Origin of the sequence: Hahella sp. HN01 (assembly GCF_018986435.1) — a bacterium.
In the GTDB taxonomy this organism is placed as follows: domain Bacteria; phylum Pseudomonadota; class Gammaproteobacteria; order Pseudomonadales; family Oleiphilaceae; genus Hahella.
Genome location: NZ_JAHMIN010000015.1, coordinates 1 through 14,379, shown reverse-complemented (window position 1 = coordinate 14,379; position 14,379 = coordinate 1). Strand labels below are relative to the sequence as shown.

Genomic DNA, 14,379 nt, shown 5'->3' with positions numbered 1-14,379 from the left:
TAGGACGCTTTGTCGTGGAATCCAATGACGCAGCGAGCCTTGCATCACTCAGGCCCGAGCTATACTTGTTGCATGGATGAGAGCGCATCCCGGTTCATTTCGTGGGCCGGACCTAATAAAAAAGGGGTAAAGGAATTATGAAAGTGAAGGATGTGAAATTAGGGCAGGGCCTGGTTGTCCGCCCCTCTACCGCTTCCGATAAGGCGTTTCTGGAGCAGCTTCATAACAGTACACGAGAAGATTTGCGCCTGATCGACGGCGAGCGCGATTTTGTCGAGTCCATCATCGATATGCAATTCATGGCGCAGCAGCAAGGATACGGCGCGCAGTTTCCCAACGCTATGTACTTCATTATTGAAAAGCAGCACGAACGTATTGGTAAAGTCACTATCGATTTCGGCCATAACGAAGTGCATGTCATCGATATCGCCTTTATTCCGCAAGCGCGCGGCAAAGGCTTCGGAGAGGAAGTCATTCGCAGCCTGCAAGCCGCCGCCGCCCAAGTGTGCGCGCCGCTGACGCTCAGCGTGCTGATGCAGAACGTCCAAGCGAAAAAACTCTACTTGAAGCTGGGATTTGTCACCGAATCCATCTCTCCGCCTTATGAACGCATGATGTGGCGTCCCGAGATCGCGCAACGTGTGATGGTATGACCGCAGCTGCGTTAGAGCAGGTAAATATTAATGCGTCTTATCATTTATTGCGTACGTGTCTGGCTCACGACGAAGTTCCGTTGTCGACCCTTAAAGAGACCTGTTCACAACTTAAACACTGGGATTGGGAGTATTTTTTACAACAGTTAAGGTGGCACCGGGTAACGCCATTAGTGTGGCGAAAGTTAAACGCGGCTGGCGAGTTGGTTCCAGATGGAGTCCGTAAAAAAATCCGCCTGATGGTGCGGGAAGCGAGGCTGCGTAACCTCAAGCATTACGCTGAACTTGAAAGAATTGGCGGGCTCTTGCAAACCAACGGATTGCCTTTTATTTGCTTAAAAGGACCGGCTTTGTCAGAGAGACTATATCGGGACGCTTCGCTTAGAGAATGCCGTGATCTGGATATATTGGCGCCGCGTGAGCATGTTGCGTTGATAGGGCGTCTATTGACGGAGAGGGGGTATCGCCGGGTCACTCCAGCTGAGAGTGCTTCACCCCTTGTGGTGGAAGCTTACCTTAAGAGCAATAAAGATTTCATTTTTCACAATGACTCAAAAGGTATTTTCCTTGAGCTGCATATGCGTTTGGACGATAACGAATATGTACTTTCTGAACTGGGGGAGGGATTATTTGAGCTAGATTATCCTTGTCAAAAAAACGATCCCGGACATGTTTGCCTGGACGCTGAAGATGAGTTTATTTATTTGGCGATGCATGGGGCCAGATCATGTTGGGCCAGATTAAGCTGGCTGTCTGATATCGACGCCTACTTATCCCGGGGAGAGGTCGACCTCGACTTAGTCATGGATAAAGCTTGTCGATGGGGAGTTGAACAACCCGTTCTTGCTGCAATGATAATGGCTCAAAAGTTATTGTTTTCTGCGTTGCCTGCGGCGCAGGAAACACTCGCAAAGAATAGTCCGTTCGTGCGCTTGCTGTGCTCCAGGTGGGAGCGCGCGAATCGGCGTCAAGTTTATCTAAGCCCTGTCGAGCAGTATGTGCTGCTATGTTTCTTTTCATTCAGGCAAAAGTATTTGATGCGCCATCTGACTCAGTTTTTCCGCATCTCGGCTAATGATATCGCGCTTCTTGAGCTTCCCAGATGGATGTTTCCTTGCTACTACCTGCTGCGGCCATTTTTGTGGAGTTGGAGATACTTTTTTTCCAGGAAAAGAGTCTGGGTGGACTAGCATTCAAAGGGCTGAGGTTTGAAACAGGACATTAAAGAAACTCTTTTCTCATACGTTTTGATGTCGTGGCGTTACGACAAGCGCGGAATCGCTTTGCTCACGACGCTGCTTTTTGCTCTGGCTTTGGTTAAGGGGATTGGCCTGTTGGCGCTGATTCCGCTATTGACCCTGGCGGGAGTAGACGCCGGGTATGAGTTGGGGTCTCAATGGAGTTGGTTAGGTTCTAAGTTGGAACTGAACGAAGCATTGATTATCTTCATTGTGATTATTGCTATTCACTCTACGCTTAAATACTTCCAGCAGACTCTTGCTGCAAGACTGCAGACTGAGCTTACTGTCAGCCTCAGAGAGCGGCTGACAGCGAAAATATTGGCTTTTTCATGGCTGCGCTTCATTCAGTATCGAGCCTCTCATTTAGCTCAGCTATTAAATCATGAGGTGGATAGAGCTTCGCAAATATCTCTTTTGCTCATTCAGCTTGCTTCTTTGAGCTGCGTGCTAGGTGTGTACAGCATGGTGTCTTATCTTACGTCTCCCAGCCTGACCCTGGTGGCTTTAGCAAGTGGCGCCGGGATCTACGGGGGGGCACGCTGTTTGAATCGCTTGAGTCTTCGCAATGGAGATGAAGGGAAGGCGCTGCGCCAAGCTTATTTCTCTGCGGTAAGCGAATATATGCAAGGAATGAAAGTTGTAAAGGCGTTTAAGCAGGAAAGGCGCACTGGTGGCGACCTGGAAGAGAAAAGCCGGCGCTTGGGCGAAACATTATTGAGGTTCAAGAAAATCAGCGCATTAGTCGCCCTGTACTATGAAGTACTCATCGCCGTTTGTGTGGTTGGACTCTGTTACTTTTTTATTAGGTGGGTGAAGCTTCCAGCGGCTGAATTTATCGTGCTGCTTTTTCTTTTTTCCCGATTCGCGCCAATCTTGAAGGATATCTCTTATCGATATCAGCAGATTCTCAATATCTTGCCTTCGTATATTGAAGTGGTGGGTATATTAAACAGTGATGCAGACGAGTCCGTTTCGGATAAGAACTTAGCAGTGGAACCTATAGTGGCGATGCGAAGCGTTCGTCTTGAACGTGTGAGCTTTTCTTACCCGTCGACGCCAGGGAAATACGCGTTCTGTGACTTTTCAATTACTTTACCTGTTAACAGCATTACGGCCATGCTTGGGCCTTCCGGCTCTGGAAAAACCACCGCTGCGGATATTCTGTCAGGACTGGCTGCGCCGTCCAATGGACAGGTGCTCATTGATGGGAAAGAACTAACCGAGCAAGAGATTGCGCAATGGAGCCACTCGGTTAGCTATGTGACGCAGGAGAGTTTCTTGTTTAACAAGAGCGTGCGTGAGAATTTGCTTTGGGCTGCGCCCGAAACTGAGGAAGATGAACTTTGGGCGGCATTGCGAAGTGTGTCGGCGGAGCAGTTTGTCAGAGCGTTGCCTCAAGGCATAGATACTCTTATTGGTGAACGTGGCGACTTGTTATCTGGAGGTGAAAAGCAGCGTCTTGCAATGGCCAGAGCACTATTGAGGAAACCATCTTTACTTATTCTGGATGAAGTTAGCAGCGCTTTGGATGAGGAGAATGAAACTGTAATTATTGAGGCTATTTGCGAACTGAAAAAAATGACTACAGTGCTCATCATCACCCATCGAAAAGCGTTGCTGTCCTGTGCGGATTTTGTCGTACATATGGAAAGCGGCGAAGTTCAGAGTCGCAGAGTTTCATCTCATGAGCTGCAAAGCATCCAATAAGAGAACGCTTCGTACACTACAGTCGTTGAAACCAGCGTAGGAACACCAGGCACTGCACCCCGAAATCCACCACTTTTCGCGCCAAGTCGACGCCGTTGTAGGGGGCCCATGATGGGCGTTGATTGAGCTCTTTTATCGTGCGCTTGATTCTTTCAACATCAATATAGTCTCTCACCGGATCTGATGGAGAGACGTCCTGAACAATGCTCTCGTAGACAAGGGCGTCAGTCTGCATCAGCCTGTGATAATTTGGGGAGAAAGGTCTTTTATCTCTACGCCATTGAATTTCTGAAGGAAGCGTTTTTTCCATCGCGGCGCGAATAAAATAACGGCGCCAGCCTTTCTGTATGAACCATTCGTCCGACAGTCCCAGGCAAAACTTTAATACCCGTTCATCCAAATAAGGGAAGGTGTTGCGAACATGAAAGTGTGGCGAATACCATTCTTTAGGCGTGCGCCCTCCAAGTATGATATTTAGCCGTTTGCCCAGAGACGATTTGCTGAATGGGCGTGCCCCGGGTGGTGGAGCCGAATGCTGTTCATGGAGTCGGTTAGTCAGGGGAAGCCTGTTTTCCTCTACTGAGCACCCTCTCATTTGATGTCGTATATGGCGGAGGAGTCTGGGCTCTAATGGAGCTAGAACTTCGTTCCGGAATACCCTGTGAGGAGGTTGGGAATAGTTTTGAGACAAACTGAAGACAGCTTCTTTCAGTTTTTCCCAATGCAGTTGTTGAAGCAAATACGGCAAATAACCTTCCCCTGTCCAGCTGGGCCCCCACTCGCCGCCAACGCCATCCATCACAATGCGCGCGCCTTCACTCTGCGCTTTGGCGTAGAGCGTTGTATAGACATGTGGATTGAGGTTAACGGGAAGGCCAGTCATGTCGTGCACCTGATGCAGTAACGCGGCGGGACCGGACGTGGGCGATACGTAGTGAACTGGCAACTGCTTTTGCTGCGCAACGATATTAATAAATTTTCTTTCATCCTGCTCAGGATCTTGATCGGTCAGACAGGACGACAGCGCAAAAAGGGGATGGGATAAGTTATCTCGCAGGTCAGCGGCCATGCAACTGATAGCGGAAGAATCCAGGCCGCCGCTTAGTAGAGTTGCTACTGGAAAGGCGCTGCGCATTCGGCAGGTTAGCGCCAGTTTGAATTTCTCTCTAAACGCCTCAAACGTCTCCTCTGGACTCCTGAACTTCAATATTTCTGGCTCAAGGTTGTAGTAACTGCGCTTCTCAACCTTCCAATTTACCTGTGCAGGAGATGGAGGATAAACAGATAGGTACTCGCCGCCGGTAAGCCGGGTTAGGCCTTTAAAACAGGTACGCTCCGGCGCCTCCCGTTTACGACCTGATGCAAGCAGGGTGAATCCGAACTCATCCAGTTTTTTGTCTACTCCCGACACAGATAACAACGCTTTAGCTTCTGTTGCGAAAGCAAAAAGGGCGGAGGAATGAAAATAGAGCAGTGACCGGGTTCCCATCGGGTCCATCGCGATAAACAGACGACGTCTGCCTTTATCCCAAATAGCGAAGCAGAAGTCGCCCAGCAAATGCTCCAAACAGGCTAAGTCCCAATGACGGTAGGCTACTAGAATCAGTTGGCTATCACACAGCAGTGGCAGCTCATTTCGACTTATTCCCAATGCGGCGGCGAGCTCCTCCCGGTTGTCCAGGCGAGCGTCTGCGGTAATCACAATCTGCCGGTCGCTTGACTCCGCTGGTAAGGCTTCAAACAATGACTCTGGCGTCGTGTGCAACATATTGTGGCAGAAGCCAATGTGCGCCTGTCGCCAAATATTTTTCCCGTCGGGTCCCCTGTGGGACATCGCTTCTGACATGGCTTGTATGTCGGCGTCAGTAACCATTCTTTTGTCATGATATAAGCCCGCGATACCACTCACGAAGCGACTCCTTGCGTTGCCCCTGTGGTAATCTCCTGGGGACTGAGCGCTTCGCAAATATGGCCATTGATGGCGAATCTGCCATTCATAATGTCTCCGGATGGTTCAGAGACTTTAAGGACTTCGTGAAAAAAACCGCTTGGAAAAAGCACCAGGGTATTGAACCGGGGGGAGATGTCGTCCATACGGTTGCGTGAGAAGATATTGTGCCGTCTATCTGTGGCGTAAAGTCGTAACTCTCCTCCCGTAAAGCTTTGTGGATGGCGATGAAAATAGTAGGCGAAACTGATTCTGCGTCCGCAGGGAATGCGTTTGTCAGGATCATCACTATAAGCGGCCTGATCGTCGCGGTGAGTGTGAAAGTAAGCGCCATTGGGATAACAGCAAAACTTAAGCTCTATTTCACTGATCTCGAACAAGGCGACGGCCAGCTGCGAACAATACCTGGATAGCTCTCTGTGAAGGCGTGGAGAAAAATAGGCCTCCATTTTTTTATCTAGTTCAAGGTCCTTCAGCCGTAAGCTGTTTCTTACCTCTGGCGCTATCTCTGAGTAGCCGGAAACTCTACCTTTTTCGAATTTACAGAGGTGTATATGTGCAGCGCCCAAAAACTCATTAATAAGATCTGCAGGTAAGAAGTCAGGAATGATTACATGAGGACAAGAAATGACGCCGATGTCCTGCTCTCTACCCCTGGAAATAGATAATAGTAGATCATGTGCGTGTTGGCAGTTGGGGGTGGTGCGGAGATGCTGAGTGAGCGTGGATTTAGCTTTTTCCAATTCGTCATATGAAATATAGGTTCTGGCGAGTTGAATCAGATCCAGCATTTCCATAGGACTCACTCCCTGTTTGATTATTTATCCGCTGAACCAACCGGCGACCGAAGCCAGCTTGTGGTCTGGCGTATCTGCGGCTATACATTTTTATTATTGATGGCTCAACTACCTGTAGTAGCCATTGTTTTAAATTATAAGCGTAGTCTAAACCTCACCTTAATAAAGTGAGAATCAAGGGAATAAACTGCATGTACTACTACCAGGTATATGGGTTGCAAATGCAGACGGAGTTTGAGTTTCCATGGCTTGTACAAGGTGGAGATGGATCTGATTTAACGGTCGTTTTTGGAGAGGCCCCAACGCGACTGGATAAGGTGGCGAAGCAAGGAAAACGCTATCAGGCTAATGAAAGCGAAGTACTTATCTTTGACGATGAAGACGGTGGGCGTTTCTGGGTGCGCCCCTGGCGCATAGTCATTACACCTGGGGAGTCTTCTCAATCCTGGAGTATTTATGCTCATGTGCTTGGGTCGTGCTTAGGAGCGATATTGCAATGGCGTAAGTGTTTGGTGTTGCATGCTTCCGCTGTACGCTTGCCAAGTGGGCGCGCCTTGGTGTTTTGCGGTAACAAGACCGCCGGAAAATCCAGCATGGCGGGGCTTTTCTATCATCGGGGCCACGAGCTCTTGAGTGATGATATATGTCCATTAACGTTAGAGGGGTATAACGTTAGCTTATGCCCTGGCTTTCCGAGACTTAAACTGTCGCCCGAAATATTGCTGGCAATGGGGGAAACGCCTGAGAATCATCCCCGTTTACCCTTTAAAACCAGAGTTAAACATTGCTACCCGGCGCGTTGCAACTTCTCTTTAAAAAAAGCGTTCGTGCAAAGTGTCTACATCTTGACGGAAGGGAAGGAGCTATCACTGCAACGGCTCACGCCACAAGAGGCGATAGCCGGATTATTTGAACATTGCTTCAGAAAGGTGTTTCTGGTCTCGCTTGAGCAGCGGCGAACAATATTGAATGCATGCGCGGCTCTTGCTGGCGTCACGTCTGTTTATTCTTTGCAGCGCCCCAAATTGATGTCGGAAGCTATAAATATTGTGGACATGCTTGCAGCGCAGGAACTAGAGGCGTCTACAGCTTGAGTGACGCCTGGCCGGGGTTAGGAGCGTGAGTCTCCGCCAAACCCTCCATCAAGTCCGTCACCAGGTAGGTTCTCGGCCTGATTAGCGTCCATGACAGTGAAGTCAGGTGTTTCCCATTCTTCAGTAGCTTTAGTTTCTTCGTTTTCCTGATCCATAGTGTAAATACCCTTTATAAAAATTAAATCTGGCCATACCGCAGGCGAGACGTGAAGGTTGTTCTTTTAGAGTTTCATTTTTGCGCTTTGATGACGCCTTTTTCCCGCAGACGATTGAGCAGGTTTAGCACATCCTTTTCACAGCGCTCGAAGTCGACGTTATATCTTTCGCAAAGGCGATCACACAATGTCGACACTTTTGTAGGGGGGTCCAGTAGCCTCCAGACATCGGACGCGGAATGGTTCAAATCGTAGAACTCGCCAGCATTGACGTTCATAACGACAATGCCTTGATCGACAGAGCAGGAAACCTGTTTGTCGCTTTGCATGACCACATCGTCCCTTGTGATGGCTTCCATGTGTTTCCTCCATATTAGGTTAGCAGGAGATCCACTTACAGCATGTGGGCCGCTCGGAGAAGGTACAGCAGCTTCTTCAGCATAGACCTGAACCTTTTGATTTATCAAGTTAACAGGTTAGCAAGCAAGGAAGGCTCGCGGCGATGTATTAGTGGTGGAGATGTTGTCCCTAACGTGGATATTCATACCCGCCTCTATCAGTCGCTCGGCTGTTGTCTATACTCTATAGGAGCATGCAGGGTTAGATGCGTGTGTTTGGTGTAAAAAGCTTATGAACTCAGCAGGGAGATGCCGATGTTTACCCATGACCAGTTTCAGTCCAATCAAGATAAAACTTTCTACGCGACTTATGATTCCAGCCAACCGCCTTTGGAGTTAACCCTGGTGGAAGTGTCGGATAAAAAAGAACTGGGAGGCGGCTTTGAAAGCTTCTCGGTGATTTTTAAAGCGGGAAAAGATAAAGGCTTGATGCAGCAACAAACCTGCGCAGTTAAGAATGATAACTGCGGTGCGCACGATATCTTTATTGTACCCGTCGCGGAAAAAGACGACTGCTATCTGTATGAGTCAGTGTTCAGTTACAAAGTAGGTGGTTGAGCATACTTTGTCTTAACAATAGGGCGCGTAGAGCGCCCTTCTCAGATTAGAACAGCTAGTTTCTAGTTGGGAACACACCATCTAAAGCAATACAAAAGGGGAGCGCCAGAAAGGGCTGCATGTTAGGGTGGGGTTGGTTGTCTCCTGAATTATCAAGCATTTGATCGGACATCTCCGCCAGGCTGCCGAATGGCTCCTGCTTGTAGTCAGGTTGGAAGTCGCCCTGTTGGTAGGCGAAGAATCTATCTTGTGGTTCAGTATTGTCTCCGGGCGTTGTTGCGGCAAAGAGGGAATGAGTGTGAGAAGGGATTTGGCTTATCTCAAGCTCCACTTCAGGCGCGCCATACCTTTCGGCCAAAGGATAGAACCGCTGTCCGGGACCGGCGCTCGCTCCGCTATGCAGCGGCGTTCTTCCAAGCATGCCGGGAATGCCGACGGTTACACGGCCATCGCCGCCATAGAGGGTCCCTGTTACAGCAAATAACGCAGAATTTTGAGAAATAGGAAGGATCTGGCCTGCACAGTAGGCCCAGTTCCTTGGGGCATAGGTATAGGGAAGTAAGCGAATTTCAGCAATAAATGGTTCCGACATAGCCGCTCTCCCTTTGATCAGTTACGGGATGGGTAATAGCCTTTCAATGAAAGAATAAAGTTCAAAGCTAAATAGGGCATCATGTTGTAGTGAGCCGCTGTTTGGCCGTTGTCAAGGCCACCGGTATTTCCGATAGCGTCCGGCGCCAGGTTGGTCATGTTGCTGACCCCTGCGTAGAATGGGACTGCTGTGACGCCGGTAGCCTGACCTGTCGGATTGACATTGGCGGTGACGGCCTCATTTGAGGCTTGTAGAAGATGGGTATGTGGCGGCAGATTCGCTTCGGTTAACACGACCTCTGAACTTCCAAATGAACTGCCGAAAGCTCTGTCTGTGAGCCCGGGACCTTGTCCAAAGTTCAAAGGAATGCGGCCGCGCATATCGGGTAGTCCGAAGCTGGTGCGAGCGTCGCCCCCAAAAGTTACTCCAATTACGCTGAACAACGCTTCATTTTGTGCAATCGTTAATAGCTGGCCGTTACAAAATGTCCAATTGAACGGAGCGTAGTTTCCCGCGAATATCCTGATTTCTCCAATAAATGATTCAGACATGGCTGCTCTCCTTTATGCTCTAACTCGGAGGTTGTCTCCAATATATGTTGATGTATCTCTATGTATTTCCACTCTAATTACGTGTTGGGAAGACGCCATCCAAAGCTATGCAAAATCTCAGGGCTAAAAAAGGCTGTCTGTTTTCATGGGGAAGCCCTTTCCCTGCGCCAGTCAGCATGGAAGGCGCCATAGCGGTGAGGGGGAGGTAGGGGTCTTGCTTGTAATCTGGTTGAAAGTCTCCTGCTTGATAGGCGAAAAGCAGGTTGGCGGGTTCGGGACTTGTCCCGGCGGCGCCTGCGGCTACTAGTTGATGATTGTGTGACGGCATTTGGGTTGTGCTCAGAGATACGTACTCTTGGCCACCAGGATGCGAAAACGGGTAGTACTGTCCTGAGACTTGTCCCGCATGCAGTGGAGTCCTGCTGCGCAGATCAGGCAGGCCCATCGTAGTCCTCCCGTCGCCGCCGAAAGCTGTCGTGATCACTGCGAAAAGAGCTTGGTTTTGTGCAATGCTGGCGAGTTGTCCTTGACAGAACGCCCATCCAGCGGGGGTGAAAGAATACCCAAACATTCTGATTTCACCGAAAAAAGGATACGACATAGTGAACCCTCCTGGTTATTAGATTACTCAATTTAATGTGGTTGGAGCGCTTAGTTTCTCTGGGGATATTCTCCCTTGAGAGCGACACAAAAATTGATCGTCAGTGAGGGTTGCATATTCTGATGGGCTTGGCCGCCGCCTGTAGCGGAGATTGCGTTTGGCGACATTGATACCGGTAAGGTGAGGGGGCGATAGATATCTGGAGTCGCCGCCAGAATTCTATTATCTCTAGGACTTCCTTTATCGGCATCCAAGCTGGAGGCGTAAACCTGATGGCTGTGAATCGGCATTTGATCTTGAATCAGGGTGACTGTTTCAAACCCTCCTTGAGCGCCCATATTAATTCCATTTTGTGGGTCTATTTGTATGGGAGCTCGACCACGCAAATCAGGTAAAGCGAATGTGGTGTTTCCGTTACCGCCGAAAGCTGTTCCAAATAGAGAGTATAAAGCTGGGTTTTGCGAAATGGTTTGTAAGGCTCCATTGCAAAAAGCCCAGTCTTTAGGAGGGAAGTTAAAAGCCATCATGCTGATCTGACCGAGATAGGGTTCCATAAGCGGCTCCTTGTTTGATCCTTGTACGCGCATACCTGAAGCCTGGGAGCGCCGGTTAGGAAGGTATGCAGCTTGAATACTCAACAGCAAAACAGGTCCGCTTGTGGAGGCGGGCCGTATACAGAAGCCTAGTAGACCTTTTTTTGTACAGCAAGGCGGGCCCATCTTTAACAGTCGGACTGTCCCAAACTGTCACAAACCTGCTACACAGGCAGGTATTCTCCCGTCGCATTTTTTTCTACACTGAGCGAATTTCCCCTGATCCTGTTGGTTAAGGCGACGCTCTCCCATCATGACACCCGTATTTTCGAACTGCGCTCACAATCATCGCTTGCTGCTGGTGGAGGATGACCAGGAGCTGGCTTCCTTGATTCAGGATTACCTGACTAAGAATGGCTTCCAGGTGGCGATTGTCGCCAACGGGCTGGATGCGGTACGGGAAATTCAGACGCAGCGTCCGGCGCTGGTGATTCTGGACGTGATGCTGCCCGGGCTGTCGGGCATGGATGTGTGTCGGCAGGCGCGGCTGGACTATAACGGCTTTATTCTCATGCTGACGGCGCTGGATGAGGATATGGACCAAATGCTGGGATTGGAGCTTGGCGCGGACGACTATATCGTCAAGCCGGTGCAGCCGCGGTTACTGCTTAGCCGCATTCGCGCGCTGTTGCGACGGCTGGAGCACACGGGAAGCAACGAGGGCGTTGCAACGGCGACCCAGGATAAAAGCGTGATCAGCGCCGGCGCGTTGACCATCGATCTGCGCAACCGCGTTGTCAGGCTGGGCGATCGTTCGGTGGAGCTCACCACGGCGGAATTCGAACTGTTATTGTTGCTGGCGAGGTCGCTGGGCGAAGTGGTGGACCGCGACTTTATCATTCAGGAATTACGCGGCTTCGATTACGACGGTTTGGACCGCTCCATAGACCGACGCATCTCCCGTTTACGGAAGAAGCTGCAAGACGGCGGAGCAGGGCAGGACATCATCAAGACGATTCGGGGCAAAGGCTATCAGCTATGCACTGATCCAGACCTGGCTGGAGGCCGTTGAGGATGATGTTAAGAACCCTGTTGCGACTGGTGATCGTCATTGTCTTGCCGGTCGGGCTGCTGCTGACGGTGGAATCCTATAATCCTGTTCATTACATCAAAAACCGCATTCTCCTTAATTACTTCGTTAACACCTATAACGGCACATTTTTCCTGATTGACCGTGATTTGGCGGAGCGGCCGCAGAGCGCCTGGCAGGACAGAGTGGCGTCGCTGGATAACCATTTCGGCTATCGATTGCGGTTGACGCCCTTGGCGGAACTACTCACGCAAACGCAGTACGGCGATACCTTGCGAGAAGGCGGTTATGTCTATGCAGAGGCGGATACCGACGTGCTCTGGCGCAGGGTCGGCGACAGCGACTGGGTGGTTGAAATGGTGCTGGATGAGACGGATGACGAAGAGACGCTGCGCAGCGCCAAAGGTACTCTGTTTTTGTTGGGCGACATGTTTGCGAAAGCGCCGGAAGCGCAGTGGCCGCAATTACTGACGCAGTTGCAGGCGGAGTTTCGTTTTCCGCTGGAGATGCTGGCGCTGGCTGAGCTGGACATATCGGCGGAGAAACAAGAGGCGCTGATGCAAAAAGGCTACGCCTGGATCACCACCGACGACGATGAAACCCTGTTTTACTACCGTATTGGCGATAGCGACAAAGTCCTGTCGGCGGGGCCAACGCCTTCGCCCGGCGGGGTGGTTCTTTCTTATTTGGTGACGGTGTTCGCCGCGATATTGTTAGCCACTGCGTTGGGCTTATTATCCTGGCTGACGCCCTTGTGGCGGGACCTAAAACGGCTCGACCGCACGGCGTCGGAGTTTGGGCAGGGCCGGCTGGAGCATCGCGTGTCGCTGCGTAAAGGCTCTGTCGCCGCACGTCTGGGGCGATCATTCAACGCCATGGCGGACAGTATTCAGAAGCTGGTGCGCTCGCATCAACAGCTGACCAACGCCGTCGCTCATGATCTTCGCACCCCGTTGGCGCGGCTGCGCTTCGCGGTGGAAATTCTGGAGTCGGAGGATTGCACGGCGGAAGAGCAGGAGCGATATCGCAAAAGCATCCACGCCAGCATCGACTCATTGGATTACCTGATCAATCAACTACTCACCCACTCACGCTACAGTCGCGCCATCGACATCAATCACTTCAGCGAGATTGACCTGGCGGCCCTGGTGGAGGAAGAAGTGGATTTGCATCAGCCTGAACGCAGTGACCTGGCCTGCGAGTTTGTCTGTGACGAGACCCTGCGTGGCGCCCGCATATGGGCGGACTCACGCGCCATCGGTCGGGTGTTGCATAACCTGCTGGATAACGCCTCCCGCTATGCGCAGTCCCGCGTGCGGGTCAGCCTGCGTCGCGACGGCGCACTCTGTCGTTTAAAGGTGGAGGATGACGGTCTAGGCATTCCCCTGGCTGAACGGGAGACCATCCTGCAGCCCTTCGCGCAATTGGGCAACGCCGAACGCGCGTCATCCGGCGGACACGGCCTCGGACTGGCTATCGTCAGTCAGATCGCGCAATGGCACCAGGGCGACGTCACCGTCGGCGACTCCCCGCTGGGCGGCGCCGCAATTGAGGTTTCCTGGCCGGCACAACGTGTTTGCGGTAAATAAGTAGAAACGGGAGATATTGGTGATTTTAGGGTTGTAAATCTATTTACGATAATTTAATAAGTATTATCTTTCTTTATCAGGAATTACGCCGCTATATATTTCATTGATAGAGTAATCATTTAAATGTCTTTTGATTTCTAAAGCGTCACAAAGATTATAAAACTCTTTTATCCCTTCTGGTCCAAATTGACGGCGAGATCCTGCTTTGCTTTGGCATGATTCAAATGCAGATCCTATATTTCTCCACTCAACCATGGTTCCTTCTCTGTTTAAGGGTCTTCCAGAAATAAGATTTCTTAATTTGTCGATTAGTAAAGGCGATATGTCCAAGGTAAATGATTGATAGAGTATCTCCTCTCCAGTCATGAATACTAATGGTTTTATACTGTGCTCTTTCTCGCGAATTTGGTCCAGATGTTTAGGTAGGTCTACACGTCTAGGGGGGTAATCTATGTATTCCTTCCAGCTTGCACGATATATGCTATCGTCGATGTCTTTGAGAAGAAAGGAAGGCTCTCCGTGGAAGCTAATAACTAGCTGAGATTTGGCGCGAGTCAGAGAAACATAAATATGTGATAATTCTCTATAGTGCTCTTTTTCAGGAAGTCTTCTGTTTGGTATCACTCCATTGCATGTGTTTATGACAATAACAATGTCAAACTCAAACCCTTTTGTTTGTCCTAGATCCGAAAGAAAAATGCTGTTTTCCGATAAGCTTCTATCTCAGGCAAATCGCACTATGTGGCTACATAGTAGCCAGACCCGATAGCACTTTTTTTAAGTAACCATGGTCCCAGCCCGCTCGTAGCCTCTTAGTTTTTATACCTCCTTTGTCCGTCTTCTCATTCTTCAATAAATTCAACGCCATATGT

16 protein-coding genes and 2 pseudogenes are annotated in these 14,379 nt (G+C 50.1%); 7 read left to right on the top strand and 11 right to left on the bottom strand.

Going from position 1 to position 14,379, the window contains the following annotated elements; all coding sequences use genetic code 11:
• The first annotated feature begins 137 nt into the window (after window positions 1-137).
• Genes KP814_RS15525 through KP814_RS15515 form a run of 3 tightly spaced genes read left to right on the top strand, consistent with a single transcriptional unit; the run spans window position 138 to window position 3,601 of the window.
• On the top strand, window positions 138-653 hold the full coding sequence (locus tag KP814_RS15525) for a GNAT family N-acetyltransferase (RefSeq protein ID WP_216737618.1): 516 nt from the start codon (window positions 138-140) through the stop codon (window positions 651-653).
• Window positions 650-1,843, top strand: a complete 1,194-nt coding sequence (locus KP814_RS15520; protein WP_216737617.1) for a nucleotidyltransferase family protein — start codon at window positions 650-652, stop codon at window positions 1,841-1,843. Before KP814_RS15525 ends, KP814_RS15520 begins: the two co-directional genes overlap by 4 nt.
• Before the next feature lie 18 nt (window positions 1,844-1,861).
• On the top strand, window positions 1,862-3,601 hold the full coding sequence (locus KP814_RS15515; protein WP_216737616.1) for an ABC transporter ATP-binding protein: 1,740 nt from the start codon (window positions 1,862-1,864) through the stop codon (window positions 3,599-3,601).
• 16 nt (window positions 3,602-3,617) lie between these two features.
• Here the strand turns inward: KP814_RS15515 and KP814_RS15510 are convergent, their stop codons facing one another.
• A complete protein-coding gene (locus KP814_RS15510; protein ID WP_216737615.1) occupies window positions 3,618-5,510 on the bottom strand; it encodes an asparagine synthase-related protein in 1,893 nt (630 codons plus the stop codon).
• Window positions 5,507-6,346, bottom strand: a complete 840-nt coding sequence (locus tag KP814_RS15505) for a 2OG-Fe(II) oxygenase (protein ID WP_216737614.1) — start codon at window positions 6,344-6,346, stop codon at window positions 5,507-5,509. The genes KP814_RS15510 and KP814_RS15505 overlap by 4 nt, the downstream gene beginning before the upstream one ends.
• A gap of 191 nt (window positions 6,347-6,537) precedes the next feature.
• On the opposite strand from KP814_RS15505, the gene KP814_RS15500 reads away from it, so the two are divergent.
• Window positions 6,538-7,440, top strand: coding sequence for a hypothetical protein (locus KP814_RS15500; RefSeq protein WP_216737613.1), 903 nt, complete (start codon window positions 6,538-6,540; stop codon window positions 7,438-7,440).
• A gap of 17 nt (window positions 7,441-7,457) precedes the next feature.
• On the opposite strand, the gene KP814_RS15495 is transcribed toward KP814_RS15500, so the two are convergent.
• Window positions 7,458-7,595 carry a hypothetical protein gene (locus KP814_RS15495; RefSeq protein ID WP_216737612.1) on the bottom strand — a complete coding sequence of 46 codons (138 nt, stop codon included), beginning with the start codon at window positions 7,593-7,595 and terminating at the stop codon, window positions 7,458-7,460.
• Between the two features lie 74 nt (window positions 7,596-7,669).
• On the bottom strand, window positions 7,670-7,954 hold the full coding sequence (locus KP814_RS15490) for a PqqD family protein (RefSeq protein ID WP_216737611.1): 285 nt from the start codon (window positions 7,952-7,954) through the stop codon (window positions 7,670-7,672).
• A gap of 294 nt (window positions 7,955-8,248) precedes the next feature.
• Between KP814_RS15490 and KP814_RS15485 the strand changes: the two genes are divergently transcribed.
• Entirely contained in the window at window positions 8,249-8,551 is a 303-nt protein-coding gene (locus tag KP814_RS15485; RefSeq protein WP_216737610.1) for a hypothetical protein, read from the top strand.
• A 55-nt stretch (window positions 8,552-8,606) separates the two neighbouring features.
• Here the strand turns inward: KP814_RS15485 and KP814_RS15480 are convergent, their stop codons facing one another.
• The 4 genes from KP814_RS15480 to KP814_RS15465 all read right to left on the bottom strand — a co-directional run bounded on the left by KP814_RS15480 (window position 8,607) and on the right by KP814_RS15465 (window position 10,849).
• Window positions 8,607-9,143 carry a phage tail protein gene (locus tag KP814_RS15480; RefSeq protein WP_216737609.1) on the bottom strand — a complete coding sequence of 179 codons (537 nt, stop codon included), beginning with the start codon at window positions 9,141-9,143 and terminating at the stop codon, window positions 8,607-8,609.
• A 17-nt stretch (window positions 9,144-9,160) separates the two neighbouring features.
• Entirely contained in the window at window positions 9,161-9,694 is a 534-nt protein-coding gene (locus KP814_RS15475; protein WP_216737608.1) for a phage tail protein, read from the bottom strand.
• A gap of 73 nt (window positions 9,695-9,767) precedes the next feature.
• Complete coding sequence (locus KP814_RS15470) at window positions 9,768-10,295, bottom strand: phage tail protein (RefSeq protein WP_216737607.1); 528 nt, start codon at window positions 10,293-10,295, stop codon at window positions 9,768-9,770.
• Between the two features lie 50 nt (window positions 10,296-10,345).
• On the bottom strand, window positions 10,346-10,849 hold the full coding sequence (locus KP814_RS15465) for a phage tail protein (RefSeq protein WP_216737606.1): 504 nt from the start codon (window positions 10,847-10,849) through the stop codon (window positions 10,346-10,348).
• Between the two features lie 292 nt (window positions 10,850-11,141).
• On the opposite strand from KP814_RS15465, the gene KP814_RS15460 reads away from it, so the two are divergent.
• Together KP814_RS15460 and KP814_RS15455 are read left to right on the top strand one after the other, a co-directional pair.
• A complete protein-coding gene (locus KP814_RS15460) occupies window positions 11,142-11,900 on the top strand; it encodes a response regulator (protein WP_216737605.1) in 759 nt (252 codons plus the stop codon).
• A gap of 2 nt (window positions 11,901-11,902) precedes the next feature.
• Entirely contained in the window at window positions 11,903-13,507 is a 1,605-nt protein-coding gene (locus KP814_RS15455; RefSeq protein WP_216737604.1) for an ATP-binding protein, read from the top strand.
• A gap of 63 nt (window positions 13,508-13,570) precedes the next feature.
• On the opposite strand, the gene KP814_RS32820 is transcribed toward KP814_RS15455, so the two are convergent.
• The 3 genes and pseudogenes from KP814_RS32820 to KP814_RS15445 all read right to left on the bottom strand — a co-directional run.
• Window positions 13,571-13,762 carry a hypothetical protein gene (locus tag KP814_RS32820; RefSeq protein ID WP_253938410.1) on the bottom strand — a complete coding sequence of 64 codons (192 nt, stop codon included), beginning with the start codon at window positions 13,760-13,762 and terminating at the stop codon, window positions 13,571-13,573.
• A 276-nt stretch (window positions 13,763-14,038) separates the two neighbouring features.
• Window positions 14,039-14,209 (bottom strand): annotated as a pseudogene (locus KP814_RS33420) (3'-5' exonuclease); the annotation flags it as partial.
• A gap of 43 nt (window positions 14,210-14,252) precedes the next feature.
• Window positions 14,253-14,379, bottom strand: a pseudogene (locus KP814_RS15445) (ISAs1 family transposase); the annotation flags it as partial.

Coding starts and splice junctions, on each gene's coding strand:
- KP814_RS15525 (WP_216737618.1), top strand. CDS start 138: ATGAAAGTGAAGGATGTGAAATTAGGGCAGGGCCTGGTTGTCCGCCCC.
- KP814_RS15500 (WP_216737613.1), top strand. CDS start 6,538: ATGTACTACTACCAGGTATATGGGTTGCAAATGCAGACGGAGTTTGAG.
- KP814_RS15485 (WP_216737610.1), top strand. CDS start 8,249: ATGTTTACCCATGACCAGTTTCAGTCCAATCAAGATAAAACTTTCTAC.
- KP814_RS15475 (WP_216737608.1), bottom strand. CDS start 9,694: ATGTCTGAATCATTTATTGGAGAAATCAGGATATTCGCGGGAAACTAC.
- KP814_RS15495 (WP_216737612.1), bottom strand. CDS start 7,595: ATGGATCAGGAAAACGAAGAAACTAAAGCTACTGAAGAATGGGAAACA.
- KP814_RS15505 (WP_216737614.1), bottom strand. CDS start 6,346: ATGGAAATGCTGGATCTGATTCAACTCGCCAGAACCTATATTTCATAT.
- KP814_RS15480 (WP_216737609.1), bottom strand. CDS start 9,143: ATGTCGGAACCATTTATTGCTGAAATTCGCTTACTTCCCTATACCTAT.
- KP814_RS15455 (WP_216737604.1), top strand. CDS start 11,903: ATGATGTTAAGAACCCTGTTGCGACTGGTGATCGTCATTGTCTTGCCG.
- KP814_RS32820 (WP_253938410.1), bottom strand. CDS start 13,762: ATGGTTGAGTGGAGAAATATAGGATCTGCATTTGAATCATGCCAAAGC.
- KP814_RS15470 (WP_216737607.1), bottom strand. CDS start 10,295: ATGTCGTATCCTTTTTTCGGTGAAATCAGAATGTTTGGGTATTCTTTC.
- KP814_RS15465 (WP_216737606.1), bottom strand. CDS start 10,849: ATGGAACCCTATCTCGGTCAGATCAGCATGATGGCTTTTAACTTCCCT.
- KP814_RS15490 (WP_216737611.1), bottom strand. CDS start 7,954: ATGGAAGCCATCACAAGGGACGATGTGGTCATGCAAAGCGACAAACAG.
- KP814_RS15520 (WP_216737617.1), top strand. CDS start 650: ATGACCGCAGCTGCGTTAGAGCAGGTAAATATTAATGCGTCTTATCAT.
- KP814_RS15460 (WP_216737605.1), top strand. CDS start 11,142: ATGACACCCGTATTTTCGAACTGCGCTCACAATCATCGCTTGCTGCTG.